We start from the raw sequence: 26,216 nt of genomic DNA on the forward strand, positions 1-26,216 counted from the left end.
CCTCCAACGGGTGGCAGAAGCAGACATACGATCCGCCGCCGGCGTGGCGTCAGACGTAAGAGAAACGCAAGTAAAACCACCGTGAAACCTAAGGATCCCCACGATCCTCTGCTATCGACAGCTGTCACGCATCCGTGCCGGACATCTCATACAGATGTCTGAAGACCCGTGCGGGGAGTGGGAGAATGGCCGGGTGAAGGGCGATTACCAGGACCTGGTGGACGAGATCTCGGCACTGCTCGGTGCCCCGGCGACGCTGGAGAACCGGGACTTCCGCCTCATCGCCTTCGGCGCGCACGACAGCGACGACGATCTGGCCATGGACCCCGTACGCACCCGCTCGATCCTGACCCGGCAGTCCACCGCCGCCGTCCGGTCCTGGTTCGAGGGCTTCGGCATCGCCCGCGCCACCGGGCCGGTCCGGATTCCGGCGGCCCCCGACGCGGGGGTCTTCCGGGGCCGGATCTGCCTGCCGGTGCGCTACCGCGGGATCGTGCAGGGGTACGTGTGGCTCCTGGACGCGGAACCCGGCTCGGAGGCGGAGCCCGGCCCGGCGGCGCTGGCCGCGGCCATGGAGGTGGCCCAGCGGATCGGGATCCTGCTCGCGGAGGAGGCCAAGGCCGGCGCCGACCTGTCGAGGGAATTCCGCGCGGCGCTCACGGCCGGCCGGGGCTGGCAGCAGGACATGGCGGTCGCGGCGCTGCGCTCCGCCCTGGGCCCGGACGGGGAGGGGCTGCACGCGGTGGTGTGCCTGACGCCGTGGGCCGGGGAGGCCCCGGGGTCGGTACCGGGCGCGGCGGCCGTGTGCGTGGCGCCGTGGCCCTGGCCGGGGCGCGAGGCCGAGCCGGGCCGTGAGGCGGGACCGGGCCGTGAGCCGGGCCGCACCGGGGGCCGGGGCGGGGAGCGTCCCCCCGGGCCGGACCGGGAGGCCGACGGGGGCGCGGGCCCCGGCCGGACCGCCCTGGCCGTGCTGGTCAGGCTCCGCTCGGCGGACGCCCTCACCCCGGCCGAGACCATGGCCGCCCGGCTGCTCCCGCGCCCGGGCCCGCACCCGGGCGGGCCTCCCGCCGCCGCCGGGATCGGCGAGCCGCGGCGCGGGCTGACGGCCCTCGGCGACGCCTGGGCCGAGGCATCGGCGGCGGCCCGGGCGGCGGCCGCGCAGCCGCGGCTGGGGCAGGTGGCGCGCTGGTCGGCGATCGGGCCGTACCGGATGCTGGCGACGCTGGCCGCCGACCCGGCGGACGACCCCGCGACCCGGGCGCTGCTGGGCCCCGGGCACCGGGAGCTGGCCCGCACCGCCGAGGTGTTCCTGGACTGCGCCGGCCAGGCCGGGCGGGCGGCGGCGGCCCTGGGGATCCACCGCCAGACCCTGTACTACCGGCTCGGCCGGGTGGAGCAGCTGACGGGGCTCGACCTGGACGAGGGCGAGGACCGGCTGCTGCTCCACATGTCCCTCAAGGCGGCGCGTCTCGGCTGAGCGCGCCGTCCCTTAGGGGCGGTCCCCGATAGCCGTGTCCGGATCCGCTCGCCTACCGTCACGGGCAGCGCCTGCCCCCGGCCGGCCGATCGATCCCGCACCCGACCGGTGCAGTACGGAGACCCGATGAAGGCGATCGTCCAGGACCGGTACGGCTCACCCGACGTCCTGGAGCTCCGGGAGGTTCCCCGGCCGGAGCCCGCCGAACACGAAGTGCTCGTACGGGTCCACGCGGCCGCGGTCAACGCCCGCGACTGGCACCTCATGCGGGGCGATCCGTACGTGGCGCGCCTGGTGCTCGGGCTCGGCAGGCCGAAGGCGCGGATCCGGGGCACGGACTTCGCGGGCCGGGTGGAGGCGGTGGGCCGCAACGTGCGGCGACTGCGCCCCGGTGACGAGGTGTTCGGCGAGGCCGAAGGGGCGTTCGCCGAGTACGTGTGCGCTCCCGAGGGCGTGGTGGAGCCGAAGCCGGCCGCCCTGACCTTCGAACAGGCGGCCGCGCTGCCGCTGGCGGGCAACACCGCCCTCATGGGCCTGCGGGACCTGGGGCGCGTACGGGCGGGGCAGCGGGTCCTGATCAACGGTGCGTCAGGAGGCGTGGGGACGTTCGCCGTACAGATCGCGAAGGCGTTCGGCGCGGAGGTGACCGGAGTGTGCAGCGCCCGGAACGCGGACCTGGTCCGCTCGCTCGGCGCGGACCACGTCATCGACTACGCCCGGGAGGACTTCACCCGCACCGGTGTGCGCCACGACCTCGTCCTCGACCTGGTCGGGAACCGCACGCTGACCGAGTGCCGGCGCGCCCTGACCCCGGCGGGGACGCTCGTCCTGTCCGGCGGCGGGGTCTTCGAGGGCGGCAGCCTGTTCGGGCCGATGGGGCTCCTCCTCCGGGGGCAGGCGCTGTCCCGCTTCACCCGCCGGCGCCTGCTCGTGCTCACGGCGACCCCGGGCCGCGCGAACCTGGCGACGCTCGGGGAACTCGCCGTGTCCGGGGCCCTCACCCCGGTCGTCGACCGCGCGTACCCGCTGCGCGAGGTGCCCGACGCCATCCGCTACGTCGAGGTGGAGCACGCCCGCGCGAAGGTCACCATCACGGTGTGACCGGCCCGCCCAGCAGGCCCTCGGCGGCCCGCCGCATGCCCTCGGTGAACTCCTCGGCGGTGGCCGCCGATTCCGGGTCGAACAGCCACTGGATCATCAGGCCGTTCAGCAGCGCCTGGTAGAAGGCCCCGAGCGTGCGCACGTCGCGCTCGGTGAGCTCTTCCTCGGGCCGCCCGGTCATCATCGCGATCATGCCCTTGCGCCCTTCGCCCTGCGAGGCGGCGAGCAGCTTGCGCAGTTCCGGCAGGCGGTCGCCGCTCAGGGCGACCTCCATGCTGGCCGACCAGAGCGGCCCCGACTCCTCGTGCCCGGACAGCACGCCCTCCCACACCGCGCGGAAGCGCTCCAGCGAACCGTCCTCGCCGACCTCGCTGCCCTGGAAGGCGTCGCCCCATTGCTGGACGAGCGCGATGTAAGCCTCCGTCAGCAGGGCGTCCTTCGAGCCGTAGTGGTAGCCGATGGACGCCAGGTTGGTGCCCGAGGCGTTGACGATGTCCCGCGCGGTCGTGCGCACGAAACCCTTCTCCAGGAGGCACTTCTTGGCGCCCACCAGCAGATCTTCACGATGTCCCATGCCGGAAGCCTAGCAAGACAAGCGTCATATACATACGTTCCAAACAGCCGTACTAGACAAGCGTTTATGACGCTTGTACATTACTGCTCATGACGAACCCCGCTGCCTCAGCGCGCCTCGCCGGCCGCCGCGAATGGACCGCCTTCACCGTCCTGCTGCTGCCCCTGCTCCTGGTCTCGATGGACGTCTCCGTCCTCTACTTCGCCATCCCCGCCATCACGCGGGAGCTGGACCCGAGCGCCACCCAGCAGCTCTGGATCTTCGACAGCTACGCCTTCGCCCTCTCCGGGCTGCTGATCACGATGGGTTCGATCGGCGACCGGATCGGCCGCCGCAAGCTGCTGCTGATCGGCGCGACCGCCTTCGGCCTCGCCTCCATCGGCGCCGGCTACGCCACCAGCGCCGACATGCTGATCGCCTGCCGGGTCCTGCTCGGCGTCGGCGGCGCGACCCTGATGCCGTCCACGCTGGCCCTCGTACGCAACCTCTTCCAGGACGCCGCGCAGCGCGGCAAGGCCATCGCCATCTGGTCCGGCGCCATGACCGGCGGCATCGCCCTCGGCTCCGTCATGAGCGGTGTCATGCTGAACCACTTCCACTGGGGCTCGGTCTTCCTGATCAACGTCCCCGCGATGCTGCTCCTGCTGGTCCTGGTCCCGGTGCTCGTCCCCGAGTTCAAGGACCCGGCTCCCGGCCGCTTCGACCTGCTGAGCGTGCCGCTGTCGATGGCCGCCGTGCTGCCGCTGGTCTACGGCCTCAAGGAGATCGCCGCCGAGGGCTTCGAGCCGCTCTACCTGGCCAGCCTCGCCGTGGGCCTGGGCTTCGGGTACGTCTTCCTGCGCCGCCAGCGCACCCGTGAGGACGCCATGGTCAGCCGGGCCCTGTTCCGCAGCCGCGGCTTCGGCGCCGGCATCGGGCTCCAGAGCGTCTCGGCCTTCGCCGTGATGGGCTCGGCCTACTTCACCACCCAGTACCTGCAGTCGGTGCTCGGCATGGGCACCCTGGAGGCCGCGCTCTGGAGCCTCGCCCCCTCGCTCGCCATCGGCGCCGCCGCCCCCGTCGGCGCGGCCCTGGCCCAGAAGACCGACCGGGCCCACGTCATCGCGGGCGGCTTCGTCCTCGGCGCCGCCGGGTTCGCCCTGATCGGCCTGGTCGGTACGGACTCCCTGTGGCTGCTGCTCGTCGGCGCCGGGGTGCTGGCCTCGGGCATCGTCACCGTGATGTCCCTGGTCGGCGACATGGCGCTGGGCGCCGCCCCCGCCGAGAAGGCCGGCTCGGCCGCCTCTCTGCTGGAGACGGGAGCCGAGTTCGGCGGGGCGCTGGGCATGGCCGTCCTGGGCAGCCTCGGCACCGCGGTCTACCGCGGCGACCTGGCCGGTTCGCAGCCCGCTGTCCGGGAGACCCTGGGCGGGGCGGTCGCCACCGCCCAGCAGCTCGGCGGGGAGGCGGGCCGGCAGGTGCTGACGCTGGCCCGGGAGGCGTTCGTCCACGGCATGCAGTACGCGGCCTGGGGCGGAACGCTTCTGCTCCTCGCGGCGGCGGGGGTCACGCTGGCTCTGATGCGGGGGATCGCGGCTCCCGCCCCCGCCGCGGAGGAGCCGGCCGAGGCGCACGAAGCACTCGCGGTCTGAGCCTCGTACGACAACGCGAAAGGGCCCGGGGTCTGCCCCGGGCCCTTTCCCTGTCGTGCTGGAAGGTCAGCCGAGGCTGACCGTGCGCGCCGAAACGGCGCCGATCTCGGCGGAGATGTCCGCGAGGACGTTCACCGGGACCTCGGCGTCCACGGTCAGGACGGCGAGCGCCTCGCCGTGCGCCTCGGCGCGGGCGACCTGCATGCCCGCGATGTTCAGACCGCCCTCGCCGAGGATGCGGCCGACGGTGCCGACGACGCCGGGGCGGTCGGCGTAGCGCAGCACGACCATGAAGTCGGCCAGCGCCAGGTCCACGTCGTACTCGCCGATGCCGACGATCTTCTGAAGGTGCTTCGGGCCCGCGAGGGTGCCGGAGACCGAGACCTCCTGGCCGTCGGAGAGCGTGCCGCGGACGGTCACCACGTTGCGGTGGTCCGGGGACTCCGAGCTGGTGGTCAGGCGGACCTCGACACCGCGCTCCTGGGCGAACAGCGGGGCGTTGACGTAGGAGACCGTCTCGTCGACGACGTCCTCGAAGACACCCTTGAGGGCGGAGAGCTCCAGCACCTTCACGTCGTGCTGGGTGATCTCGCCGCAGACCTCGACGTCGAGGCGGACCGCCACCTCGCCCGCGAGGGCGGTGAAGATGCGGCCGAGCTTCTCGGCGAGCGGCAGGCCCGGACGGACGTCCTCGGCGATGACGCCGCCCTGGACGTTGACCGCGTCCGGTACGAGCTCACCGGCGAGGGCGAGGCGCACCGACTTGGCGACCGAGACACCGGCCTTCTCCTGGGCCTCGTCCGTGGACGCGCCGAGGTGCGGGGTGCAGACGACCTGGTCGAGCTCGAAGAGCGGGGAGTCCGTGCAGGGCTCCTTCGCGTACACGTCGAGGCCGGCACCGGCGACGCGGCCCTCCTTGATGGCCGAGTACAGCGCGGCCTCGTCCACGATCCCGCCGCGGGCGGCGTTGACGATGCGCACGGACGGCTTCACCTTGTGCAGGGCCTCGTCCCCGATGAGACCGAGGGTCTCGGGGGTCTTGGGCAGGTGCACGGTGATGAAGTCGGCGACCTCCAGCAGCTCGTCCAGCGTCAGCATCTTGACGCCCATCTGGGCGGCGCGCGCGGGCTGTACGTAGGGGTCGTACGCGACGACCTTCATCCCGAAGGCCGACATGCGCTGGGCGACCAGGACGCCGATGCGGCCGAGGCCGACGACACCCAGGGTCTTCTCGCTGAGCTCGACGCCCGTGTACTTGTTCCGCTTCCACTCGCCGTTCTTCAGGGCGGTGTTGGCCTGCGGGATGTTGCGGGCCGTGGCGACGAGCAGGCCGCAGGCGAGCTCGGCGGCGGTGACGATGTTGGAGGTCGGGGCGTTCACGACCATCACGCCGGCCTTGGTGGCGGCGGAGACGTCGACGTTGTCGAGTCCTACACCGGCGCGGGCGACGACCTTCAGCTTCTTGGCGGCCGCGATGGCCTCCGCGTCGACCTTGGTGGCGGAGCGGACGAGGATCGCGTCGACGTCGACGATCGCGGGGAGCAGCTCCGCGCGGTCGGCTCCGTTGACGTGCCGGATCTCGAAGTCCGGGCCGAGCGCGTCCACCGTGGCGGGCGACAGCTCTTCGGCGATGAGTACGACAGGTTTCGAGCTCACGTGGGTCCTCACAAGTCCAGTGCGGACGGCCGTCCCGACGGCCGCAGGCGGTGGAGGGGGTAGCCGCGTGGAAGACGCACGACACTGTGGGCCTGACGCGTTGTGTTGAGCAGTGTAGTGGCGGATCCGGTACGGGATTCCGCCTGTCCGGAAGGATCACCCTTCCGAGATTGGCCGGGGTGGCCAATCCACGCCGCCGGAGCCCTCCACAACGGCGGGCCGGGCGGACCGCCGGGGCGCGGAAGTGCGGCGGGGCCGGGACTCGCCGTCCCGGCCCCGCCGCGTCGAGATCAGCTCTCGTCGTTGTCGACCCAGCTCATCAGCTTGCGCAGCTTCTTGCCGGTGGTCTCGAGCAGGTGGGCCTCGTCGGCCTTCTTGTACTCGTTGTACTTCGGCAGACCCGCCTTGTACTCGGCCATCCAGGTGTTGGCGAACTCGCCGCTCTGGATCTCCGCGAGGACCTTCTTCATCTCGGCCTTGGTGGCGTCGGTGATGATGCGGGGGCCGGTGATGTAGTCGCCCCACTCGGCGGTCTCGGAGACCGACCAGCGCATCTTCTCCAGGCCGCCCTCGTACATGAGGTCCACGATGAGCTTCAGCTCGTGCAGGCACTCGAAGTACGCGATCTCCGGCTGGTAGCCGGCCTCGGTCAGGGTCTCGAAACCGGCCTTGACCAGGGCGGAGGCGCCACCGCAGAGAACGGCCTGCTCACCGAACAGGTCGGTTTCGGTCTCCTCGGTGAAGGTGGTCTTGATGACGCCGGCGCGGGTGCCGCCGATGCCGGCCGCGTACGAGAGCGCGAGGGCGAAGGCGTTGCCGGAGTAGTCCTGCTCGACGGCGGCGATGCAGGGCACGCCGCGGCCTTCCTCGTACTGGCGGCGGACGAGGTGGCCCGGGCCCTTGGGGGCGACCAGGGCGACGTCCACGTTGGCCGGGGGCTTGATGAAGCCGTAGCGGACGTTGAAGCCGTGGCCGAAGAAGAGGGCGTCGCCGTCCTTGAGGTGGTCCTTGATGGACTCCTCGTAGATCTCGGCCTGGAGCGGGTCCGGGGTCAGGATCATGATGACGTCGGCCCACTCGGCGGCCTCGGCCACGGGGACGACCTTCAGGCCCTGCTCCTCGGCCTTGGCCTTGGACTTCGAGCCCTCCTTCAGGCCGACGACGACGTCGACGCCGGAGTCACGGAGCGACAGCGCGTGGGCGTGGCCCTGGCTGCCGTAGCCGATGACCGCGACCTTGCGGCCCGCGATGATGGACAGGTCGGCGTCGTTCTCGTAGAACAGCTCGGCCACTGGGATATCTCCTTGGTGCGCGTGTGTTGCTCCCACCGTACGGCGGGGAACGGAATGTGAGTTTCTCGGTCTCGCCATGCGAGCAGAGCGCCGACTCGCGGCGCACTGCCCACCGGGCGATCGGTCGGGCGACCGGCGGGGCGGTCGGTCAGGCGCTGCGGTCGAGCGCGCGCAGGCTGCGGTCCGTGATGGACCGTCCGCCGCGCCCTATGGCGATCGTGCCGGACTGGACGAGTTCCTTGATGCCGAAGGGCTCCAGCATCTTCAGCATCGCGCCGAGCTTGTCGGTGCCGCCGGTGGCCTCGATGGTGACGGCCTCCGGGGAGACGTCGACCGTCTTGGCGCGGAACAGCTGGACGATCTCGACGATCTGCGAGCGGGTCTCGTTGTCGGCGCGGACCTTCACCAGAACGAGTTCGCGCTCGATGGCGCTGTGCGGTTCCAGTTCGACGATCTTGAGCACGTTGACCAGCTTGTTCAGCTGCTTGGTCACCTGCTCCAGCGGGAGGTCCTCGACGTTCACGACGATGGTGATGCGCGAGATGTCGGGGTGTTCGGTGACGCCGACCGCGAGGGAGTCGATGTTGAACCCGCGGCGGGAGAACAGCGCGGCGATCCTGGCGAGGATGCCGGGCGTGTTCTCGACCAGGACGGAGAGCGTGTGCTTGGACATGTGGTCGTTCTCTCTCTCAGGCTCTCTCGGCTCAGTCGTCTTCGTTGTCGCCGAAGTCGGGACGGACGCCCCGTGCTGCCAGGACCTCGTCGTTGGAGGTGCCGGCGGCGACCATCGGCCACACCATGGCGTCCTCGTGGACGATGAAGTCGATGACCACCGTCCGGTCGTTGATCGCGTTGGCCTCGGCGATGACCTTGTCGAGGTCGGCCGGGTCCTCGCAGCGGAGCGCGACGCAGCCCATGGCCTCGGACAGCTTGACGAAGTCCGGGACGCGGGTGCCCTTGCGCGGGGCGACGGACTCGCCGAGCTGGGAGCCCACCGTGTCGTGGCCGGTCTCGTCCGCGTGCAGGACGGTGTTGGAGTACCGCTGGTTGTAGAACAGCGTCTGCCACTGGCGGACCATGCCCAGCGCACCGTTGTTGATGATCGCGACCTTGATCGGGATGTTGTTCAGGGCGCAGGTGACCAGTTCCTGATTGGTCATCTGGAAGCAGCCGTCGCCGTCGATCGCCCAGACCGTGCGGTCCGGCATGCCGACCTTGGCGCCCATCGCGGCCGGGACCGCGTAGCCCATGGTTCCGGCGCCGCCGGAGTTCAGCCAGGTGCGGGGCTCCTCGTAGTTGACGAAGTGCGAGGCCCACATCTGGTGCTGGCCGACGCCGGCCGCGTAGATGGTGTGCTTCGGCGCGAGTTCGCCGATGCGCTGGATGACCTGCTGCGGCGAGAGCATGCCGTCCGCGGGCAGGTCGTAGCCCAGCGGGTAGGTCTCGCGCCAGCGGTTGAGGTCCTTCCACCAGGCGGTGTAGTCGCCGGCGTTGCCGCCGGTGTGCTCGGCCTGGACCGCCTGGATCAGGTCGGCGATGACCTCGCGGGCGTCACCGACGATCGGGACGTCGACCTCGCGGTTCTTGCCGATCTCGGCCGGGTCGATGTCCGCGTGGATGACCTTGGCGAAGGGGGCGAAGCTGTCCAGCTTGCCGGTGACGCGGTCGTCGAAGCGGGTGCCGAGCGCGATCAGCAGGTCCGACTTCTGCAGCGCGGTGACGCCGGTGACGCTGCCGTGCATGCCGGGCATGCCGACGTGCAGCGGGTGGCTGTCGGGGAAGGAGCCGAGCGCCATCAGGGTGGTGGCGACCGGGGCGCCGGTCAGCTCCGCGAGGACCTTCAGCTCGGCGGTCGCGCCGGACTTCATCACGCCGCCGCCGACGTACAGGACCGGGCGCTTGGCCGCGCAGATCAGCTTGGCGGCCTCCCGGATCTGCTTGGCGTGCGGCTTGGTGACCGGCCGGTAGCCCGGGAGGTCCTGCGACGGCGGCCACGAGAAGGTGGTCTTCGCCTGCAGGGCGTCCTTGGCGATGTCGACCAGGACCGGGCCGGGGCGGCCGGTGGAGGCGATGTGGAAGGCCTCGGCGATGGTGCGCGGGATGTCCTCGGCCTTGGTGACCAGGAAGTTGTGCTTGGTGATCGGCATCGTGATGCCGACGATGTCCGCCTCCTGGAAGGCGTCGGTGCCGATCGCCTTGGAGGAGACCTGGCCGGTGATCGCGACGAGCGGGACGGAGTCCATGTGCGCGTCGGCGATGGGGGTGACCAGGTTGGTGGCGCCCGGGCCGGAGGTGGCCATGCAGACACCGACCTTGCCGGTGGCCTGCGCGTAGCCGGTGGCGGCGTGGCCCGCGCCCTGCTCGTGGCGGACCAGGATGTGACGGACCTTCTTGCTGTCCATCATCGGGTCGTAAGCCGGGAGGATGGCGCCGCCCGGGATCCCGAAGACGGTGTCGCACCCCACCTCTTCGAGAGAGCGGATGAGGGACTGCGCACCCGTGACGTGCTCAACTGCGGCGGACTGCTGTCCGCCCGTACGGGGCCGCGGCTGCGGATGGTGGGCCCCGGTGGCCTGCTCGGTCATCGGCATTCTCTTCTCGAAGCTGAGGGTTTTACGAGGAGCGGGGATCCTCCGGACGGGGTCCGGGGGCGTGTGCCAGTGCAACAAAAAACCCCTCGTGCCGGGAGGCAAGCGAGGGGAGCGCGTCGGGCGTGTGAATCGGGGACATGCAGGTCCCAGCTTCAGCCGACGCGCTTTCCAAGTACGAGAATTCGGGTGCGCATGGCACTGACCCTCCCTCCGGCGGGAGGGGGATGTCAAGCGGGTGGGACGGGCGTCTCATTATTTGAGCCTCTACGGATGACCATTGAGCCACTGGACGAGCCACCGGCCAAGGCCGGCTGGGCTGTACCGCCCGGTACTGGGAACGTACCGCGCACGAGCGCGCGTCGCAGCCTGTATTCGTCGAGTGGTCCCGAGAAGGCCATCCCCTGGCCGTGGGTGCACCCCATCGCGCGCAGGGCCATCACCTGCTCGGGCAGGTCGACGCCGTCGGCCACGGACTGCATGCCCAGGTCGTTTGCGATCCGCAACAACCCGGCGGTGATCTTGTGCAGGCGGGCCGACTCGACCACGCCCTCGACCAGGCCCCGGTCCAGCTTCAGCATGTCCACCGGGAGGCGGCGGAGGGCGCTGATGGCCGCGTAACCGCTGCCGAAGCCGTCGAGGGCGATCAGGACGCCGAGTCGGCGCAAGGCCGCCAGGCGCCGCTCCAGCTCGTCGAAGGGCACTCTCGGGTCGCTGTCCGCCAGCTCGATCACCAGCGACCCGGAGGGCAGCCCGTGGCGGTTCAGCAGCGCCTCCAGGGAACCGATCGGCACGGCGCGGTCCAGCAGCCGCTGGGCGGTCATCCGGACGGTCACCGGCACGTCGTGCCCGGCCCGGTGCCGCTCGGTGGCCTGCTCCACGGCCTCCTCCAGCAGCCAGCGCCCCAGCTCGGCGGTGCGCGAGGCGTCCGGACCGGCGCCGTGCGGGCCCTCGCCGTACTCGGCGACCCGCAGGAATTCGGCGGGGGTGAAGAGGATCCCCTGGGCGGAGCGCCAGCGGGCCTGCGCGGCCACGGCCGTCACCTCGCCGGTGGCCAGGGAGACCACGGGCTGGTGCAGCAGGGCGAACTCGCCCTCGTGGAGCGCGGTGCGCAGCCGCCCCGCCAGCTCGGCCTTGCGTACGACCTCGGCCTGCATCTGCGGCGCGTACAGCTCGACGCGGTCCTTGCCGCCCGCCTTGGCCCGGTACATCGCGAGATCCGCGTTGCGCATCAGGTCCGAAGGGGTGATGCCGGGGTCGGCGAAGGCCACGCCGATGCTCGCGGCGACCCGTACCTCGCTCCCGGCGATCCGGTAGGGCTGGGACAGGGTGGTGCGCAGCCGGTCGGCGATCTCGTGGACCTGGTACTCGCGGGCGCTGCGGTCGCGGCTGCCGTCGCCCGCGATCAGCGCGGCGAACTCGTCGCCGCCGAGCCGGGCGGCGGTGTCGCCGGCCCGGACGGAGTCCTGGAGCCTGTGGGCGGCCTCGACGAGCAGCTCGTCGCCGGCCTGGTGGCCGATGGTGTCGTTGACCGCCTTGAAGCCGTCGAGGTCGATGAAGAGCACGGCGGTGCTGTGGTCGCCGGCCCGGCGGCCGTTCAGGGCCTGGCGGACCCGGCGGGTGAACAGGGCCCGGTTGGGCAGGTCGGTCAGGGGGTCGTGCTCGGCGCTGTGCTGGAGCTGGGCCTGGAGCCGGACCCGCTCGGTGACGTCCCGGCTGTTGAGGATCAGCCCGCCCTGGTGGCGGTTGACGGTGGACTCGACATTGAGCCACTCGCCGCCGCCCGATTTGAACCGGCACTCGATGCGGGTGGTGGGCTCCTCGGCCGGGGGCGCCGCCAGGAAGCGGCGCACCTCGTGGACCACGCGGCCGAGGTCGTCGGGATGGATCAGGGTGGCGAGCTCGGTGCCGACCAGTTCCTCGGCCTCGCGGCCGTAGACCCCGGCGGCGGCCGGGCTGACGTAGCGCAGGGTTCCGGTGGGAGCGGCGATCATGATGACGTCGCTGGAGCCCTGGACCAGGGAGCGGAAGTGGTTCTCCTTCTGGGCCAGTTCCTGGGTCAGCGCGATGTTGTCGAGGAGCATGATGCCCTGCCGGACGACCAGGGCGAGCACGACCGTGCAGCCGGTGAAGACGACCATGCGGTCCACCTTCCGGCCGTCCACGACGTTGTACAGGATGCCGAGGGTGCAGACCGCGGCGGCGAGGTACGGCGTCAGGGCGGGCAGCGAGCCGGTGATGGGACGGCTGTGCGGCCGGTCCGCGCGCGGGAGCCGCGGGCGCGGCTCGTCGGGCTCGGCCCGGCGCGCGCCCCAGGGGGCGTACGCGAGCAGCAGGGAGCCCGCGAACCAGCCGGCGTCGAGGATCTCGCCGGAGCGGTACGTGGTGTTCAGCAGCGGCGAGGTGAAGAGCGCGTCGCTCAGGACGGTCAGGGCGAGGGCCGCGATGGCCGTGTTGACGGCGGAGCGGTTGTTCGCGGAGCGGCGGAAGTGCAGGACCAGGACCATCGAGACGAGCGCGATGTCGAGGAGCGGGTACGCGAGCGACAGCGCGGCGCGCGGGACGCTGCCGGGGGCGCCCGACTGGGCGCTGCGCGCGGCGTTCGCGAGGGCCAGGCTCCACGACAGGGTCAGCAGCGAACCGCCGATGAGCCAGGAGTCGAGCGCGAGGCAGACCCAGCCGGCGCGGGTGACCGGGCGCTTGGCGAGGACGAGCAGGCCCACGATGGCGGGCGGTGCGAAGCACAGGAAGGCGAAGTCCGCGAGGGAGGGTTCCGGGACGGCCTGGCCGAGGATGACCTCGTACCAGCCCCAGACCGCGTTCCCGAGGGCGCCCATGAGCGAGGAGAAGGCGAACATCAGCCAGGCGGGGCGCTCGCGCCGGTCGATCGTCCGCGCGTAGTGGTAGCAGGAGACCGCGGCGAGTAATCCGGCCGTGCTGAGCCCGAAGTCGCCCATGATCTTGGCGACTTCGTCCGATCCCCAGCCAAGGGCGGCTCCCACGGCGTAACCGCCGCTGACCACCGCGAGGAGGAGCTGCGCCGCCAGGCCCCTGCCGCCGCCGTCCGTGATCGGGGACCGGGTCAGGAGCGCCGCCCCCGGGGCGCTCACCGGTCCCCCTCGTCGGCTTGTTTCGGAGCGCCCCATCGTCGCCTGCGGCGGCTCTGCCGCGTCGGATTGTTCGTCCATTGGCCGTGCATCGCCCGTCGCCCCCCAAAGTGTCCGATCACTCCCCAGCGCCAGACGTTCGTGGCGCAGCCCCTTGTTCCGGACGATACACCACTTTCGTCACTCAGTGACATAGTTCCTCTACGCTCCGTCACCAAGAGGGGAGTTGGGGACACGGCCCGCGTTCACATGATTGCGGAGCGTGCGCCTTCCCGCGTTCACCCGGTGATCAGCACCGTGTTCTCCACGGTCTCCCCGGCGGCGAACCGGGTCAGCTGGCGGGCCAGCAGCCGCTTCGCCCTGGGCTCGAACGCGGAGCTGCTGCCGCCCACGTGTGGCGTGATCAGGACGTTCGGCGCCTTCCAGAGCGGGTGCCCCGGCGGCGGCGGTTCCGGGTCGGTGACGTCGAGCGCCGCGCGCAGCCGGCCCGACTCCAGCTCCGCCAGCAGCGACCCGGTGTCCACGACCGGCCCGCGCGCCACGTTCACGAGCAGGGCGCCGTCCTTCATCCGGCTCAGGAACTCGGCGCCGGCCAGTCCCCGGGTGGCGTCGGTGAGCGGGGTGGAGAGGATCACCACATCGGCTTCGGGGAGCAGTCGCGGCAGGTCGGCGAGGGCGTGCACCGGGCCGCGCGCCGTGCTGCGCGCCGAGCGCGCCACCCGCGCGATCCGCCCGCACTCGAAGGGGGCGAGCCGGTCCTCGATGGCCGCGCCGACCGATCCGTAGCCGACGATCAGGACGGACTTGTCGGCGAGGGCCTCGTAGAAGCCGAAGCGCCACTCCTCCCGGTCCTGGCCGCGGACCATGCCGGGGATCCCGCGCAGCGAGGCGAGGGTCAGGGTGAGCGCCAGTTCGGCGGTGCTCGCCTCGTGGACGCCCCGGGCGTTGCACAGCCGGACGCCGGGCCGCAGGTCGCCGAGGCCGCCCAGGACGTGGTCCATGCCCGCGGTGAGGGTCTGCAGGATCTGCAGTGCGGGCATCTGCGGGAGCGGGCGCAGGGTCACCGCCGGGGACTTCATGTAGGGGGTCACGTAGAAGACGCATGCGCCCGGATCGGCCGGGAACTCGTCCTCGCCGTCCCAGTGGCGGTACCGGAAGGAGTCGGGGAGGCCGTCGATCTCCTCGGCGGGGAAGGGGAGCCAGACGTCCGCGGTCGTTGCAGTCATGATCACGAGGCTATGCCAAGGGATCCGGATCGAGCCGTTAGTTTGAGGGCCGGACCGGGAGGGGGACGCAGAGGTGGAGCGCAGGTCGATCGGGGCGGGGGCGCTGCGGGTGGGCGCCATCGGGCTCGGCTGCATGCCCATGAGCTGGGCGTACGCGCCTTCGCACCGCCGCGGCGAGGAGTCGCTGCGGACCCTGCACACGGCGCTCGACCTCGGGGCGAACCTGCTGGACACGGCCGACGTGTACGGGCCGTTCACCAACGAGCTGGTGCTGGGGCGGGTGCTGCGGGAGCGGCGCGCGGAGGCCTTCGTCTCCGCCAAGGTGGGGCTGCGCGCGGGCGAGCAGCACGTGGTGGCGGACGGGCGGCCGGGCTACGTGCGGCGGGCCTGCGACGCCTCGCTGCGGCGGCTGCGGACCGATGTCATAGACCTGTACCAGTTGCACCGGGTGGATCCGGACGTGCCGGTGGAGGAGACCTGGGGCGCCATGGCGGAGCTGGTGGGGGCGGGGAAGGTACGGGCGCTCGGCTTCTGCGCGCTGGGCGCGGGAGCGGGGCCGGGCGCGGGGCGGCGCGGGGACCGGGGGTACCGCTCGACCCTGGGGCACCTGGAGCGCGCCCAGCAGGTGTTCCCGGTGAGCGCGGTGCAGGCGGAGCTGTCGGTCTGGTCGCCGGAGGCGGCGTGGCAGCTGCTGCCGTGGTGCGCAGCGCGGGGGGTGGGCCTGCTGGCGGCGATGCCGCTGGGCAGCGGGTTCCTGACCGGGACGCTGCGGCCGGGGGCGGGGTTCGAGTCGCAGGACGTCCGGGCCAGGCATCCGCGGTTCACAGCGGAGGCGATGGCTTCGAACCAGGTGCTGGTGGCGGGGCTGCGGCGGGTGGCGCGGCGGCACGGGCCGGAGGTCACTGCGGCGCAGGTGGCGCTGTCGTGGGTGCTGGCGCAGGGGCCGCACGTGGTGCCGGTGCCGGGCGCGGAGCGGGCGTGCTGGGCGGCGGAGAACGCCCGGGCGGCGGAGGTCCGGCTGTCGGCCGGGGACCTGGCCGAGATAGCGGGGCTGCCGACCGCGGTGGGAGCCTGGGACTGAGCCGGGGGTCAGCCGGGGGTGGGCCGGGGCTGAGCCGGGGTGGCTCGGGCGCTGGTGTGCGGCTGTCCGGGGCGGCCGCCGCATCCACTCGATCGAGTGTACGAGCGGCGGAACTTCGGGTGCTGCCGCCGGTGTTGAGTCGGATGGAAGGCACGAGCGGTCGGAGCACCGGAAGGGGACAGTGCGATGCGATACGGACTGTGGCAGGGGCTGGAAGCACGGGGCGGACAGGGGCAGGGGCTGGGCGCACCGGGTGGACGGGGACAGGGGCAGGTCCGCGGCGGGCGGGGGCGGCCGTTGCAGGAGGGCCCGCGGCAGCGGGACGACCGGCAGGACGGGCCGCCTCGGCCCATGAGCGCGTACGACGGCCCGCGCGGCAGGCCCCGGGCGGTCCTGGCGGCAGTGGCCCTGGCCGGGTGCGGGGCTCTGCTGGCGGCCGGCTGCTCGCCGCCGGGCGGTGAGGCCGCCCGGCCGGGCCATCTGCCACCGGGTGCGGCGTCCCCGGCGGGCGGGTCCCCGGGCCCCTCGGCGAGCCCCTCCGGGTCCCCGGCCGCGTCCGCCCCGCCCGCCAAGGGGTCCGTCACGGTGACGGGCGAGGTCGCCAAGGGCCTGGAGTCCCCGTGGGGCGTCGCCGCCCTGCCCGGCGGAGACCTGCTCGTCGCCTCGCGGGACAAGGGGACCATCAGCCGCGTGCAGGCCGGCACGGGTGCGGTGACGCAGATCGGCAAGGTCCCCGGGGTGGCCCCGGGCGGCGAGGGAGGCCTGCTGGGCCTCGCCCTGTCCCCCGGCTTCGCCTCGGACCGGCTGGTGTACGTGTACTTCACGACCGAGTCCGACAACCGCATCGCCCGGCTGCGCTATGACGACCAGAGAGCCCCCGGGCAGCAGTTGGGAGCACCCGACACCGTGTTCCGTGGCATCCCGAAGGGCATGATCCACAACGGCGGGCGGATCGCCTTCGGCCCGGACAAGATGCTGTACGCCGGCACCGGGGAGACCGGTGACACCGCGCTGGCCCAGGACAAGAAGTCCCTCGGCGGCAAGATCCTGCGGATGACCCCGGACGGGGATCCGGTGCACGGCAACCCGGAGGCGGACTCGGTCGTCTATTCGTACGGGCACCGCAATGTGCAGGGCCTCGCCTGGGACAAGGACAAGCGGCTCTGGGCCGCCGAGTTCGGCCAGAAGACGTGGGACGAGCTGAATCTGATCGAGCCCGGTGCCAACTACGGCTGGCCGGAGGCCGAGGGGAAGGCCGGCAGACCCGGCTTCCGCGACCCGGTCGCCGTGTGGAAGACCGACGACGCCTCGCCCAGCGGGATCGCGTGGGCCGCGGGGTCGATCTGGATGGCGGGGCTCAAGGGTGAGCGGCTGTGGCGGATCCCGCTGGCCGGGACGGCCGCGGCGGCCGAGCCGGAGGCCTTCCTCCAGGGCCAGTACGGCCGCCTGCGGACCGTCGTCCCGCTCGGCGGGAACACATTGCTGCTGGTCACGAGCGAGACGGACGGGCGCGGGTCGCCGGAAGCGGGCGACGACAGGATCCTGACACTTACGGTGCAGTAACCGGCGACCCCCCGGATGGGGGCGAAAGGCGCGGTGGATGCTGTGTTCAACATGATCGAGGAGCTGTTCAACCCGGGACGCAAGCACACGGACGACGAGCTGAAGCGGCTGGAGCTGTCCCGGACCGACGTCGGCGACGGCGATCCGGGACGGGGTCCCATAGACCTCGACTCCGGCAAGGTCCTCATACGCCCGGCCGAGCAGCCCCCGGACTAGAGCGTCGCGTGCCCGGGGGCCGTTGCGGCCGGCTGGGCGGCCGGGCCGAACAGCCTTAGCCGGTGGGCGAGGGCGGCCGCTTCGCCGCGGCCCGCCACGCCCAGCTTGGCCAGGATGTTCGAGACGTGCACGCTGGCCGTCTTCGGGGAGATGAAGAGTTCCTCCGCGATCTGGCGGTTGGTGCTGCCCGTCGCGACCAGGCGCAGGACGTCCCGTTCGCGGCTGGTCAGGCCGAGCGCCTCGACCGGGTCGGTCTCCGGTACGGGCGGGGCCCGGTGCGGCTCGGCGGCCGCCAGTGGGAGCCGGGCGCGCTGCGCCAGCAGGGCGAGGTCCTCGCGCAGGCGGCGGGAGCCCAGCCGGTCGGCGGTGGCGTGGGCCTCGCGGAGCAGGCAGGCGGCCGCGTCCCGGTCGCCGCCGGACGCCAGCAGGGCCTCGCTGAGCCGGTGCCGGGCCCGGGCCAGCAGGTACGGGCGCTCCAGCGGGCGGACGGCCTGCTCGACGGCGGTCCAGTCGGCGACGGTGTCGGCGCCTTCGGCGCGCAGCAGCTCGGCCCGGACGTACTCGGAGTGCGCGGCCCACACCGGTACCGGGGTCGCCAGGGCGCGGGCGGCGGTGCGCATCGCCAGCAGGGCGGCCTCCCGGCCGGTGTCGGCTGCCGGCAGGCCCCGGGCGTCGGCCTCGGCGGTGGCCGCGGCGAGCAGCAGCGGCCAAGCGTAGCGGTGCTGGCCGGGCGGGAACCCGTAGGCGATGGCCTCGGCGAGGTGGCTCCGGACGTCGTTGATCCGGCCCTCGCCCGCGGCGACGCCGACCGCCAGCCGGTAGAGCGGCAGGCGGTGCTGGGGCTGGCCGTCGTGGGTGCCGAAGTAGCCGCGGGCGGTGGCGAGCTGGTTGGCGGCCTCGGTCAGTTCGCCGCGGGCCAGCGCCAGGTAGGACAGGCGTGCGGCCGCGGCGGCACGCGGGGCGGCGCTCTGGCCCACCCGGAGGGTCTGCCGGGCCTCCTCGGCGGCCTCGTCCCAGCGGCCGAGGCTGTAGAGGCTCTCCGCCAAATTGCCGCGGACCCAGGCTTCGGAGTCCAGCAGCCTTGATCTGCCGACGAGTTCGGTGCCCCGTTCGGCCACGTCCACGGCTTCCCCGGACCGGCCCAGAGCTTCCAGGTGGGAGGAGAGGTTGATGTGGGCGCGTCCGGCGAGTACGACCAGTCCGAGTTCGATGGCCCGGTGCTTGACCGTGTTCAGCTCGGCGAGGCCGGTCTCGATGTCCCCGGAGTCGATGCACAGGCAGGCCACCGTGATGCGGGCGTTGAGCTCGATGTCCTCGACGCCGAGCGTGCGCGCGTACTCCACGGCGCGTTCGGCGGCGGCGAGGTTGTCGGGGCCGGGGTTGTGGAGCATGCCCCAGTCCGCGACCCGGACCAGTACCTCGGCGTGCACCTGGGACGGGGGCAGCCCCCGGACGAGTTCCTGGGCCCGGGCTATCTCCGCCCAGCCGTCGCCGCGGGCGAGGCTGGAGACGAGCCGGGAGCGCTCGGTCCAGAACCAGGCGGCCCGCAGCGGGTCCTCGTCCTCCTCCAGCATCCGCAGCGCGGTCTTGGTGAGTTTCAGGGCGCGTTCGCGTTCGCCGCCGAAGCGGGCGGCGACGGTGGCCTCGGCCAGCAGGTCGAGGCGCTGGAGCGGGGTGGACTGCGGGTCGCAGCCGCAGGGCGGGTACACGTCGGTGTAGTCCGCGGGGCGCAGGGCTTCGCGGATCTCCGCCGGGACGCTGTCCCACAGGTCGATGGCCCGTTCCAGCAGGCTCAGCTGTTCGGAGTAGGCGTGCCGGCGGCGGGCGGTCACCGAGGCGGCGAGGACGGCCGGGAGGGCCTTGGCCACGTCGTTGGCGTAGTACCAGTAGCTGGCCAGCCGGATGACGCGCTCGGCGGCGCGGACCAGCGTCTCGTCGGCCTCCATCGCTTCGGCGTAGCGGCGGTTGACACGGGCGCGCTCGCCGGGGAGCAGGTCGTCGCTGACGGCCTCGCGCACCAGCGAGTGGCGGAAGCGGTAGCCGTCCCCGTCGGGGGTGGCGAGGAGGATGTTGGCGCCGACGGCAGCCCTCAGGGCCTCGATCAGCTCGTCCTCGCTGAGCTGCGCGACGGCGCGCAGCAGCGGGTACTCGACGGTGGAGCCGCCCTCGGCGACGATCCGGACCACCCGCTGGGCGGCCTCCGGGAGCACCTCGACGCGCACCAGCAGCAGGTCGCGCAGGGATTCGGTGAGTCCGGTGCGGCAGCCGCACTCGCGGGAGGCGACGAGTTCCTCGACGAAGAAGGCGTTGCCGTCGGAGCGGTCGAACACCGTTTCCACGAAGGCCTCGTCGGGCTGCGAGGCGAGGATGCCGGCGAGCTGGCGGCGTACCTCGGCCCGGTTGAAGCGGGGCAGTTCGATCCGCTGAACGGTACGGAGCCGGTCCAGTTCGGCGAGGAGCGGGCGCAGCGGGTGGCGGCGGTGGATGTCGTCGGCCCGGTAGGTGGCCACGACGACGAGGCGGCCGGTGCCGAGGGTGCGGAAGAGGTAGGCGAGGAGGTGCCGGGTGGAGGTGTCGGCCCAGTGCAGGTCCTCCAGGACGAGCACGACGGTGCGGTCCGCGGCGAGCCGTTCCAGCATCCGGGCCGTCAGCTCGAAGAGCCGGGCGGTGCTCTCCTCGTCGTGCGGGCCCCTGGGGGTGTCGCCGAGTTCGGGGAGGATCCGGGCGAGTTCGTCCTCCTGGCCGGCGGCCGCGGCGGCCAGTTCCTCGGGGAGCTGACGGCGCAGGCTGCGCAGCGCCGTCGAGAAGGGGGCGAAGGGAAGCCCCTCCGCCCCTATCTCCACGCAGCCCCCGACGGCCACCACCGCGCCGTGGCGGGCGGCCTCGCAAAGGAACTCCTCCGTGAGCCGGGTCTTGCCGACTCCGGCCTCGCCCCCGATGAGCAGTGCCTGCGGCTCCTGGCCCGCAGCGCGGGTCAGGGCATCGACGAGTATGGCCAGTTCGTCGGCTCGGCCGACGAACACCGGGCTGACAGATCTGGTCTCCACGTCGCCGAGCATCGCACAGAGGCCCTGCTCAACGGCACTGGTTATGCGTACGCCTCTCATCACGTACCGGTCCACGCGGCTCGCGCCGAGCCGTTTACGCGGCGCGGGTGAAGCGGCTGCGGTGGCTCCTCACCGCCCTTTCCGGTTCCTGGCTTCGCGAGGAGCTGCGGCGCGCCTTCTTGGCCTCCTGGACCAGCCGGTACTCGGCGGCCTCGCGGATGAGGTCGGCGCGGCGGGCGGTGGCGATCTCGTACTCGAACATCTCGTACTCCCTGGTCGGGCTTTCTCGGGCACCTCGTTCGGTGTGATCCAAGATTCGCTTCCCAGGGGGTGTCGGCACATCGGGCGCATGCCGCATCTGCGCGGGCCGGCGGGCCTTAGTCCGGGGCCGTGGGCCCCTGAGGCGGACTAAGGCGGTGCCTAGGCAGGGCGCCGGAGGCGGGCCGGGTACCTAGGCAGGGCGCCGGAGGCAGGCCGGGCGCCTAGGCGGGGCCGTACGTCAGGGGGTGGAGGGCCTAGCCGGCGGTCGTCGGCGCGGGGAGGAGGAGGTCGAAGTACATGAGCGCGGAGAGCAGGGCGCCCAGGACGCCGAGCGCCACGGCGGCCCAGGCGACGGAGCGGATCCAGGCCGGGAGCGTGCGGCCGGGGACCCCGAAGGCCGGGCGGGCCAGGACGAAGACGGCGAGGAGCAGGGACAGGGCGGAGAAGACCCCGTTGACGAAGGCCGTCGCGTGCCAGGGAGCGCTGTACAGGGCGGCGATCTTCGCGTTGTTGTCGGCGCCGGAGGTCAGGTCGAGCTGGTTCACGAGGTTCTGCCGCTCGGCGACGACGCGGGAGACCCAGCTGCCGCTGAGGGCGACGACGCCCAGTCCCGCGGCGACGATCGCGGAGGCCGCCGCGCCGACTGCGCCGACCGGCTCGGAGCTCTCCCCGTCCTCGCCGTCGAGCTCCTCGTCGCGGTTCTCGTCGCGGTTCTCGTCGCGGTCCTCACCGGACCCGGCGAGCGGCTCGGCCGCCGGCTCGGCGGCGGAGTCGGCCCCCTTGGTCTCGGCCCCGGTGTCGGCCGGGGTGTTCGCTGCCGCCTTGTCCTCGGCGGCGTCCGCCTCGGGAGCGGTGGGGGCGGGGGTCTTCGTGGTGTCCATGCGGGGCACCGTAGGCGGCGTTTCTGAGAGGTTCCTGAGAGGGTCCGGGCGGCCCCCGCAGGGACGTCTGCCCAGCTGGGACGCGGGCCCGGGCGGGTCACCCGGCGGGGATCAGGCCCGCGCGGCCGGGGGCCACTCGTGGGCGAGGACGGCCCAGACCTCGGTGTCCGTACGGACGCCCCGGTACAGGTAGTTCTGCCGCATGACGCCCTCACGGGTCATGCCGAGGCGCTCCGCGACGGCGATGCTCCTCGTGTTGGCGCGGGACGCGTGCCACTCCACCCGGTGCATGCCGCGCTCGTGGACCGCCCAGTCGATCAGGATCCGGCAGGCCTTGGTGATCAGGCCCCGGCCTGCCGCGGACGGCTCCAGCCAGCAGCCGAGCTCGCAGTTGCCGGTGTCGGCCCCGAAGACGCGGAAGAGGACCCCGCCGACGAGCTTCCCGCCGACCCGGATCCCGTAGAGGCGTCCGGTGTCGGTGGCCGTCTTCTGCGCGTAGGCGGTGAGGTAGGCGCGCGCCGAGTCGAGGTCGGCGGCGAAGTCGGGAAGGGCGATGTGCTCTCCGATGTACTCGCGGCCGCGGTCCATGTGGGCCAGGAACTCCTCGGCGTGCCTGATCTCCAGCGGGAACAGCTGGGCGTCGTCGGCGAGGTCTGTCGAGAACATGCGGCTTCTTCCCTGGGTGTCGGACGGCGGAACGGCGGGACGCCGGGTCACCGGGACGCGGTGGCGCGCTCGGCGACATCCTCGCTGGTGACGCTGACGCTGACGGCGCCGGCACCGGCACCGGCCCGCGGGGCCGGAAGTGCCCCACGCGTACGGCATTCCGGGGGTTCGATGCTGATGCGCGGGAGCCTGCGGTCCAGCCAGGCGGGCAGCCACCAGTTCGCGCCGCCGAGCATGTGCATGAGCGCCGGGACCAGCAGGGTGCGCAGGACGAAGGCGTCGAGTGCGACGGCCGCGGCGAGCGCGATGCCGAACATCGCGATGATCCGGTCGCCGCTGAGCACGAAGGCGAGGAAGACCGAGATCATGATGACGGCGGCCGAGTTGATCACGCGGCTGGTCTCGGCGAGGCCCACGCGGACGGCCCGCTTGTTGTCCCCGGTCTCCAGCCACTCCTCGTACATCCGGCTGACGAGGAAGACCTGGTAGTCCATGGACAGTCCGAAGAGCACCGAGACCATGATCACGGGAAGGAACGGCTCGATGGGTCCGGCGCTGCCCAGGCCCATCGATTCGCTGCCCCAGCCCCACTGGAAGATCGCGACGACCACCCCGAAGGAGGAGGCGACGGCCGCGACGTTCATGGCGGCGGCCTTGACCGGGATCCCTATGGACCGGAAGGCCAGCAGCAGGAGGACGCAGCCGAGGGCGATGACCACCCCGACGAAGAGCGGCAGCTTCCCGATGATCACCTCGGCGAAGTCGTCGTAGCCGGCCGTCACTCCGCCTACGTGCACCTCCATCGAGCTGCCCTTCGCGGCGTGCGGGACGACGTCCTGGCGCAGCCTGTCGACGAGCTCGCTGGTGGCCCGGGACTGCGGGGCGGAGTCCGGTACGACGGTCAGTACGGCGGTGTCCCCGCTCCGGTTGAAGACGGCCGGGCCGGCCGATGTCACGCCGTCGGCCGTACGGAGGGCCTCGGCCAGCCGGTCGACGGCGACCCGGTCCCCGGCTCCGTCCAGTCGGGCGACCACCGCGAGCGGGCCGTTCGTGCCGGGCCCGAAGCCGTCGGCGAGCAGGTCGTAGGCCTTGCGAGTGGTGGAGGCGGCGGGGTTGTTGCCCTGGTCGGAGGTGCCCAGGTGGAGCGCGAAGGTCGGCAGCGCCAGTACCGCCATCACCGCGGCGGCGACGACGCCGAGCGGCTTGGGGTGCCGTTCGACGAAGGCGGACCAGCGGGCGGCGAACCCGGTGGGCGGCTCGGGCTGTGGGCCCTCGTGCGCGAGCTTGCGGCGTTCTCGGCGCGAGAGGGCGCGCGTGCCGATGTACGAGAGCAGGGCGGGGAGCAGGGTGACCGAGGCGGCGACGGTCAGGACCACGGTGAGGGAGGCGGCGATCGCGACGCCGTCCAGGAAGTTCAGCCTGAGCACGAGCATGCCGAGCAGGGCGATGCAGACGGTGGCCCCGGCGAAGACGACGGCGCGGCCGGTGGTGGCGACGGCCCCCGCCGCGGCCTGTTCGACCGGGAGGCCGCGTTTGAGGCCCTTGCGGTGCCGGGTGACGATGAAGAGCGCGTAGTCGATGCCGACGCCGAGGCCCACGAGGGTGCCGAGCATCGGGGCGAAGTCCGCGACGGGCATGGCGTGTCCGAGCAGGGTGATGCCGAAGTAGGCGGTGCCGACGCTGACCAGGGCGGTCGCGATGGGCAGCAGGCTCGCGGCGAGCGACCCGAAGGCGAGGAAGAGGACCACGGCGGCGATGGCGACGCCGATGACCTCGGCGAGGTGGGCGCTGGGGGTCTCGGTCAGGCCGATCGCGCGGCCTCCGAGCTCGACCTGTAGGCCGTCGGCCTCGGTTGCGGGGTTCTTCGCCGCGTCGACGACCGCCTGGGCCTGGGCCTTGGGGACGGAGTCGGCCTGCCGGTCGAAGGTGATCACGGCGTAGGCGGTGCGCCCGTCGGGGCTGATGCGGGCGCGGTTCTCGGGGGCGGGGCCGTAGGGGCCGCTGACCGAGCCGACGCCGGGAAGCCCGGCCATCGCGTCCAGCGCCCGGGTCATGCGCTGTTCCACGGCGGGAGTGCGGACGCTCTGGTGCTCGGGGGTCCGCCACACGACGGTGTCGGTGTCGCCGCCCTGGCCGTGGAAGCCCTCGCGCAGGAGGGCGTTGGCCTTGGCGGCCTCGGTGCCGGGGACCTCGTAGTCGTTGGAGAACGCCGATCCGGCCGTGCCGGCGGCCGCGGCGGAGCCACCGAGGGCCAGCAGCCAGATCAGGACGGTGACGAGTCGGTGCCGCATGCACCACCGTGCGATTGCTGCCAACGGAACGTGCTCCCTGGTGGTTCGGATCTTTACCGGGAGACGGCCCGTCGCAAAGAACACTTGAACGCGTGCGGACCGGCCGGTGTCCTGGGGGTCACCCGGACCGACAATTGGTCTACACCTCTACTCCTGCACCTACCACGATCTCAGCGATTCGTGATCGTTGGCCCCTTTCGTGTGCATCGTCACAGCGGTCGCGGGAATTCGGGACCCACGTCAGGCGGACGGCCCGTCGGAGGTCCCCTCGGCGCGGTAGCCGGGGATCGAGGGCCAGCGGACGGTGAGCACCACCGCGTCCTCCTCCGCGAACCAGGAGTGGTCGACGCCGCGCCCCCAGACCACGTAGTCACCCTGCTCGGCGAGGACCACGGTGCGGCCGGGGAACTCCAGCCGGAAGCGGCCGCTGATCAGCACCTGGAGGGCGGTCCGCTCCTCGCCGGTCACCCACCGCGCCCGCTCGTCGCCCTTGGGGTGGACGCCCCACTTGATCTCCACGTCCTCGCTGTGCCGGGGATCGCCGGGGTTCTTGAAGTGGCCGAGGAGCCAGCCGCGGTCGGCCGCGGCGTCGGGGCCGGCCTTGCCGGTGTAGATGGCGGAGTCGTCGTTCACGGGGTGAGATTAATGCAGTTGTGCATGCCCGTCGGCGCTGGTGGGCTGGCCCGATGAGCATGGAACCGGATGAACGACTGAGGGTACGGGCGCGTTACGACGCCCAGATGCGCCGCGGCGCGCAGCCCGACGCGGCCCAGGCGCGCGTGGAGGAGGTGGGCGCGGTCGTACGGCAGACCGTGCCCGGCCTCGGCTGGAACGGCGTGCTCTGGTCGGACCTCGACGAGGAGACCGCGGACGCGGAGATCGCGGCGCAGATCGCGTACTACTCGGGGCGGGCGGCGGCCGGCGAGCCGGCGGACTTCGAGTGGAAGCTGTACGACTACGACCGCCCGGCGGACCTCGGACAGCGGCTGCGCGCGGCGGGGTTCGTACCGGAGCCGCCCGAGACGCTCCTGGTGGCGCGGACGGCCGACCTCGCGGCCCTGCCCGTGGAACCGCCGGAGGGGATCACCCTGCGGGTGGTGACGGACGAGGCGGGGGTGGACCTGATGATGGAGGCCCACGCGCGGGCCTTCGGCACCGAGCGCCCGCGCATCCGGGAGCAGATGCTCAGCATGCTGAGGGACGCCCCGGACACCATCGAGGCGGTCCTGGCGATGGCGGGCGACACCCCGGTCAGCGCGGCCCGGATGGAAATGCCCCGGGGAGCCTCCTTCGCCGGCCTCTGGGGCGGCGGCACGGACCCGCGGTGGCGCGGGCGCGGCATCTACCGCCTCCTGGTCGCCCACCGCGCCCGCGTGGCGGCGGCCCGCGGCATCGACTACCTCCAGGTCGACGCGAGCGACGACAGCCGCCCGATCCTGGAGCGGCTGGGGTTCGAGGTGCTGGGGGTGACGGTGCCGTACGTCTGGCAGGGGTAGCCCGGGGCCCGTCCGCGCAGGCCGCCGCCGGCTGGAACCGGGCGGCGGCGAGGGTCTTCCGG

The 26,216-nt window shown here is 72.5% G+C and carries 20 protein-coding genes; 7 read left to right on the top strand and 13 right to left on the bottom strand.

Translation table 11 applies throughout. From position 1 onward, the window contains the following. Positions 1-193: 193 nt before the first annotated feature. Entirely contained in the window at positions 194-1,477 is a 1,284-nt protein-coding gene (locus ACZ4TG_RS14385; RefSeq protein ID WP_468162303.1) for a helix-turn-helix domain-containing protein, read from the top strand. Between the two features lie 126 nt (positions 1,478-1,603). Further along, complete coding sequence (locus ACZ4TG_RS14390) at positions 1,604-2,578, top strand: NAD(P)-dependent alcohol dehydrogenase (RefSeq protein ID WP_468162305.1); 975 nt, start codon at positions 1,604-1,606, stop codon at positions 2,576-2,578. On the opposite strand, the gene ACZ4TG_RS14395 is transcribed toward ACZ4TG_RS14390, so the two are convergent. Beyond that, positions 2,568-3,152 carry a TetR/AcrR family transcriptional regulator gene (locus ACZ4TG_RS14395; protein ID WP_468162307.1) on the bottom strand — a complete coding sequence of 195 codons (585 nt, stop codon included), beginning with the start codon at positions 3,150-3,152 and terminating at the stop codon, positions 2,568-2,570. The two genes, ACZ4TG_RS14390 and ACZ4TG_RS14395, sit on opposite strands and share 11 nt — an antisense overlap. 89 nt (positions 3,153-3,241) lie before the next feature. Between ACZ4TG_RS14395 and ACZ4TG_RS14400 the strand changes: the two genes are divergently transcribed. Beyond that, positions 3,242-4,783, top strand: a complete 1,542-nt coding sequence (locus ACZ4TG_RS14400; RefSeq protein ID WP_468162309.1) for an MFS transporter — start codon at positions 3,242-3,244, stop codon at positions 4,781-4,783. A 66-nt stretch (positions 4,784-4,849) separates the two neighbouring features. Here ACZ4TG_RS14400 and serA read toward each other — a convergent pair whose 3' ends face one another. From serA to ACZ4TG_RS14430, 6 genes are all read right to left on the bottom strand, one after another. Continuing rightward, positions 4,850-6,439 carry a phosphoglycerate dehydrogenase gene (gene serA, locus ACZ4TG_RS14405; RefSeq protein ID WP_468162311.1) on the bottom strand — a complete coding sequence of 530 codons (1,590 nt, stop codon included), beginning with the start codon at positions 6,437-6,439 and terminating at the stop codon, positions 4,850-4,852. Positions 6,440-6,729: 290 nt separating this feature from the next. Further along, a complete protein-coding gene (ilvC, locus tag ACZ4TG_RS14410; RefSeq protein ID WP_468162313.1) occupies positions 6,730-7,731 on the bottom strand; it encodes a ketol-acid reductoisomerase in 1,002 nt (333 codons plus the stop codon). A 148-nt stretch (positions 7,732-7,879) separates the two neighbouring features. Then, positions 7,880-8,404, bottom strand: coding sequence for an acetolactate synthase small subunit (gene ilvN, locus ACZ4TG_RS14415; RefSeq protein WP_468162315.1), 525 nt, complete (start codon positions 8,402-8,404; stop codon positions 7,880-7,882). 31 nt (positions 8,405-8,435) lie between these two features. Then, a complete protein-coding gene (locus ACZ4TG_RS14420) occupies positions 8,436-10,322 on the bottom strand; it encodes an acetolactate synthase large subunit (protein WP_468162317.1) in 1,887 nt (628 codons plus the stop codon). Positions 10,323-10,549: 227 nt separating this feature from the next. Beyond that, positions 10,550-13,429 (bottom strand): putative bifunctional diguanylate cyclase/phosphodiesterase, encoded by a 2,880-nt coding sequence (locus tag ACZ4TG_RS14425; protein ID WP_468162319.1) that lies wholly within the window; start codon positions 13,427-13,429, stop codon positions 10,550-10,552. Positions 13,430-13,704: 275 nt separating this feature from the next. Next, a complete protein-coding gene (locus ACZ4TG_RS14430; protein ID WP_468162321.1) occupies positions 13,705-14,652 on the bottom strand; it encodes a 2-hydroxyacid dehydrogenase in 948 nt (315 codons plus the stop codon). Between the two features lie 73 nt (positions 14,653-14,725). On the opposite strand from ACZ4TG_RS14430, the gene ACZ4TG_RS14435 reads away from it, so the two are divergent. From ACZ4TG_RS14435 to ACZ4TG_RS14445, 3 genes are all read left to right on the top strand, one after another. Next, a complete protein-coding gene (locus ACZ4TG_RS14435) occupies positions 14,726-15,733 on the top strand; it encodes an aldo/keto reductase (protein ID WP_468162323.1) in 1,008 nt (335 codons plus the stop codon). A 351-nt stretch (positions 15,734-16,084) separates the two neighbouring features. Beyond that, entirely contained in the window at positions 16,085-17,296 is a 1,212-nt protein-coding gene (locus ACZ4TG_RS14440; RefSeq protein WP_468162325.1) for a PQQ-dependent sugar dehydrogenase, read from the top strand. Between the two features lie 42 nt (positions 17,297-17,338). Next, positions 17,339-17,512 (top strand): DUF6191 domain-containing protein, encoded by a 174-nt coding sequence (locus ACZ4TG_RS14445; protein ID WP_468162708.1) that lies wholly within the window; start codon positions 17,339-17,341, stop codon positions 17,510-17,512. Here the strand turns inward: ACZ4TG_RS14445 and ACZ4TG_RS14450 are convergent. The 6 genes from ACZ4TG_RS14450 to ACZ4TG_RS14475 all read right to left on the bottom strand — a co-directional run bounded on the left by ACZ4TG_RS14450 (position 17,509) and on the right by ACZ4TG_RS14475 (position 25,291). Beyond that, the gene (locus tag ACZ4TG_RS14450) at positions 17,509-20,571 is read right to left on the bottom strand and encodes a helix-turn-helix transcriptional regulator (RefSeq protein WP_468162328.1); all 3,063 of its coding nucleotides are present in this window, start codon (positions 20,569-20,571) and stop codon (positions 17,509-17,511) included. The genes ACZ4TG_RS14445 and ACZ4TG_RS14450 overlap by 4 nt on opposite strands. Positions 20,572-20,653: 82 nt before the next feature. Continuing rightward, a complete protein-coding gene (locus ACZ4TG_RS14455; RefSeq protein WP_468162330.1) occupies positions 20,654-20,821 on the bottom strand; it encodes a hypothetical protein in 168 nt (55 codons plus the stop codon). 253 nt (positions 20,822-21,074) lie between these two features. Continuing rightward, positions 21,075-21,701, bottom strand: coding sequence for a hypothetical protein (locus ACZ4TG_RS14460; RefSeq protein ID WP_468162332.1), 627 nt, complete (start codon positions 21,699-21,701; stop codon positions 21,075-21,077). A 111-nt stretch (positions 21,702-21,812) separates the two neighbouring features. After that, complete coding sequence (locus ACZ4TG_RS14465; protein WP_468162334.1) at positions 21,813-22,367, bottom strand: GNAT family N-acetyltransferase; 555 nt, start codon at positions 22,365-22,367, stop codon at positions 21,813-21,815. A 47-nt stretch (positions 22,368-22,414) separates the two neighbouring features. Beyond that, positions 22,415-24,682: an MMPL family transporter gene (locus ACZ4TG_RS14470; protein ID WP_468162336.1), complete on the bottom strand. Its 2,268-nt coding sequence runs from the start codon at positions 24,680-24,682 to the stop codon at positions 22,415-22,417. Between the two features lie 216 nt (positions 24,683-24,898). Further along, positions 24,899-25,291 (bottom strand): cupin domain-containing protein, encoded by a 393-nt coding sequence (locus ACZ4TG_RS14475; protein WP_468162338.1) that lies wholly within the window; start codon positions 25,289-25,291, stop codon positions 24,899-24,901. Between the two features lie 59 nt (positions 25,292-25,350). Here ACZ4TG_RS14475 and ACZ4TG_RS14480 point away from each other — a divergent pair, with 59 nt between their 5' ends. Beyond that, entirely contained in the window at positions 25,351-26,154 is an 804-nt protein-coding gene (locus ACZ4TG_RS14480; protein ID WP_468162710.1) for a GNAT family N-acetyltransferase, read from the top strand. The last annotated feature ends 62 nt before the right edge of the window (positions 26,155-26,216 follow it).

This window comes from Streptomyces sp. NPDC028314, assembly GCF_055565795.1.

Bases quoted from the DNA above. Each gene is read 5' to 3' on its own strand.
- ACZ4TG_RS14395 (WP_468162307.1), bottom strand. From the start codon at position 3,152: ATGGGACATCGTGAAGATCTGCTGGTGGGCGCCAAGAAGTGCCTCCTG.
- ACZ4TG_RS14430 (WP_468162321.1), bottom strand. From the start codon at position 14,652: ATGACTGCAACGACCGCGGACGTCTGGCTCCCCTTCCCCGCCGAGGAG.
- ACZ4TG_RS14400 (WP_468162309.1), top strand. From the start codon at position 3,242: ATGACGAACCCCGCTGCCTCAGCGCGCCTCGCCGGCCGCCGCGAATGG.
- ACZ4TG_RS14440 (WP_468162325.1), top strand. From the start codon at position 16,085: ATGAGCGCGTACGACGGCCCGCGCGGCAGGCCCCGGGCGGTCCTGGCG.
- ilvN (WP_468162315.1), bottom strand. From the start codon at position 8,404: ATGTCCAAGCACACGCTCTCCGTCCTGGTCGAGAACACGCCCGGCATC.
- ACZ4TG_RS14465 (WP_468162334.1), bottom strand. From the start codon at position 22,367: ATGTTCTCGACAGACCTCGCCGACGACGCCCAGCTGTTCCCGCTGGAG.
- ACZ4TG_RS14420 (WP_468162317.1), bottom strand. From the start codon at position 10,322: ATGCCGATGACCGAGCAGGCCACCGGGGCCCACCATCCGCAGCCGCGG.
- ACZ4TG_RS14460 (WP_468162332.1), bottom strand. From the start codon at position 21,701: ATGGACACCACGAAGACCCCCGCCCCCACCGCTCCCGAGGCGGACGCC.
- ACZ4TG_RS14450 (WP_468162328.1), bottom strand. From the start codon at position 20,571: ATGCTCGGCGACGTGGAGACCAGATCTGTCAGCCCGGTGTTCGTCGGC.
- ACZ4TG_RS14390 (WP_468162305.1), top strand. From the start codon at position 1,604: ATGAAGGCGATCGTCCAGGACCGGTACGGCTCACCCGACGTCCTGGAG.
- ACZ4TG_RS14455 (WP_468162330.1), bottom strand. From the start codon at position 20,821: ATGTTCGAGTACGAGATCGCCACCGCCCGCCGCGCCGACCTCATCCGC.
- ACZ4TG_RS14480 (WP_468162710.1), top strand. From the start codon at position 25,351: ATGGAACCGGATGAACGACTGAGGGTACGGGCGCGTTACGACGCCCAG.